The following is a 2,185-nucleotide window of genomic DNA, read 5'->3' as shown; positions in this document are numbered from 1 at the left end:
GGCCCCCTGCTGGCGGAGGCGCTGGGCGACGTCGACGTTCAATATGTCTGGCGCTTCCTGCGCGAGCACAAGATTGAGAGCGCCGCCGCCGCATGGAGTTCCTCGGCTGAGTCGCACGAGAAGCTCCCGCCGTCACTTTCGAATTGTTGCCACTCGCCGATGAGACCGATGAGCTTCTCCGGCGGGGTGAAGTCGATTTTCTTATCTTGCCAGAATTGTTCATGTCGAGCGCGCATCCTAAAGCGGCATTGTTCGAGGAGCGGCTCGTGTGCGTAGGCTGCCACACGAATAAACGGCTGCCACCGCAGCTTGCATTCGACAAATACATGTCAATGGGGCATGTCGCAGTGAAGTTCGGGCGTGCGCGAAGGCCCTCCATCGCGGAATGGTTCTTACTTGAGCATGGTGTCAAGAGACGCATTGAGGTCGTCGTGCAGAGCTTTAGCATGATCCCGCCTGTACTATTGGACACGGGGCGCATAGCTACGATGCCCTCAAGGCTGGTTGAGCATTTCGCGCAGACGATGCCCCTGCAGATCGTCGCACTTCCGCGGTCACTTCCCGCATTTACCGAGGCCGTTCAATGGCCCGCTTTTCACAACAATGATCCGGCATGCATCTGGATGCGGGAGATATTGTTGCGGCGTCCCGCATGACTCCCCTGCCTGAGACCACACAAAGCTCTCGGCGCCCCTAGATCACTTAAAGCGTCTCATCGCCCTCCTCCTCGCTTCAAGCCGGTTACGCCCACATCCTTGGTGATGAGCCGGCCCTCCTTCATCGCGGGTGCAGTCTCGGAAAGTATGCTGCAAGGTCTTCGCTGGCGGCTCCGGCATGAACTCGGCTCGAATGCCTACCTCTTGCTCGAACTTCGTCTGCGCGCATTTCATGAGAGCCGCCTGACCCTGGTCCTCACACCGCTCTCTGCCCCGCAACCTCTTGACGAGCGCCTCTACAAGAGGCATGAACGCCATCCCTCGTGAGAGTGCTTCCTGACTACAGTGCCCGCGCCGGCAGCGGTCCGCTTCGAGCAAGACGGCAAACATGTGCGATGTAAACCAAGGGCTTTCCTGATCGAGGCCAGCCATTTGCCTTGTGCGCGCAGCCCGTCGCGCGCTCCGCCGCCGCTCAGAGCACCACCTTATCGCCGATCCGCAATCAGCATCTTCATTGCTGCAGAAATTCGGTAGAACATTGCCCGCCTGAGTATCCATCATTTGGTATACCATGCGCGAGAAGGTCGAGCAGCGCCGCCGCTGGTAGATTGGTGCCCTCCCGCCATTCTCGTAACGGTGCTGCGATCCGTTGTAAACGGAATCAAAAGAGCAGCCATCGCTTTGCGATGGACATTCAGATATGCGAGCCAAGCTGAGGAAATGTTGAGGCTATCGTTTTTTGGATTAGCATCGGCGACCGCGTCGATCTCACAACGACTCCGCGCTTCCTGCAGGCATGAGTGAGCATAGCGGTGCTTCGGATGTGAGAGTTCATCTTTCTCGCCTCGTTGCTTCGGCTGCACATAGGCAACGGTGCTCGCAAATTGTTCAGAGAAGCTTGCCCGATATCGCCTACCTGGGTTCGGGACAGAGCAAAGCGCGACTGTGTTGCGCAACGGCATCACTTCAACGCATACCGCATCTTCATTGCCGTACGTCGTTGGTCTGTCTTCTTTTGGCCAAACGTCTTAGCGACGTGCGGCCGCCCTAGCGCGATAATGATACGGAGCCGAATGTTGCAGCAATACAGTGGTGTCTACGATCCGGAAGACCTTACGGTCCTGGGAAGGATTTTTGACGAAGCGGTCGCAGCGCTACCGACTTCTATGCAGACTCCTGAAAATCGAGCGGCGATCGCCACGCTTGTTCTGGCACGTGCTGCCGCCGGTAATGCGGAGTTGGCGTCATTGATGAATTTGGTCGTCGCCATTGCCTCTGCCGCTCGATCAGGCGGCCCCTCTGAGGAGAGCAACCTTGCTGGCGCCAGAAGAGCCATCTAGCTGGCGCCTTAATCGAAGCAGAGTGCAGCTAGCAGTCTGCTGAAAAAGCCCTCGTCAGGGGCTGCGATTGATGATTCTATATCGATCATGGATCGTCGGGGGTTCGCATGCGGGGCGCTTTTTCGGATCAGGGCGGATTATTTTCGTACATTTCGCCGGAGGCACGAGTTCCTGCGGACCATCCGCTCA

Annotated in this window: 1 protein-coding gene and 1 pseudogene; both read left to right on the top strand. The window is 57.6% G+C overall.

From position 1 onward, the window contains the following. Nucleotides 1-110: 110 nt before the first annotated feature. Nucleotides 111-656, top strand: a pseudogene (locus AC5ZGW_RS45900) (LysR substrate-binding domain-containing protein); the annotation flags it as partial. Between the two features lie 1,073 nt (nucleotides 657-1,729). Beyond that, entirely contained in the window at nucleotides 1,730-1,996 is a 267-nt protein-coding gene (locus AC5ZGW_RS45895) for a hypothetical protein (RefSeq protein ID WP_196237468.1), read from the top strand. Nucleotides 1,997-2,185: the final 189 nt, after the last annotated feature.

The organism is Bradyrhizobium sp. Crot121 (assembly GCF_059512385.1).
Note: the sequence above shows the minus strand (reverse complement) of the source record. Positions and strands in the feature narration are given on the sequence as shown.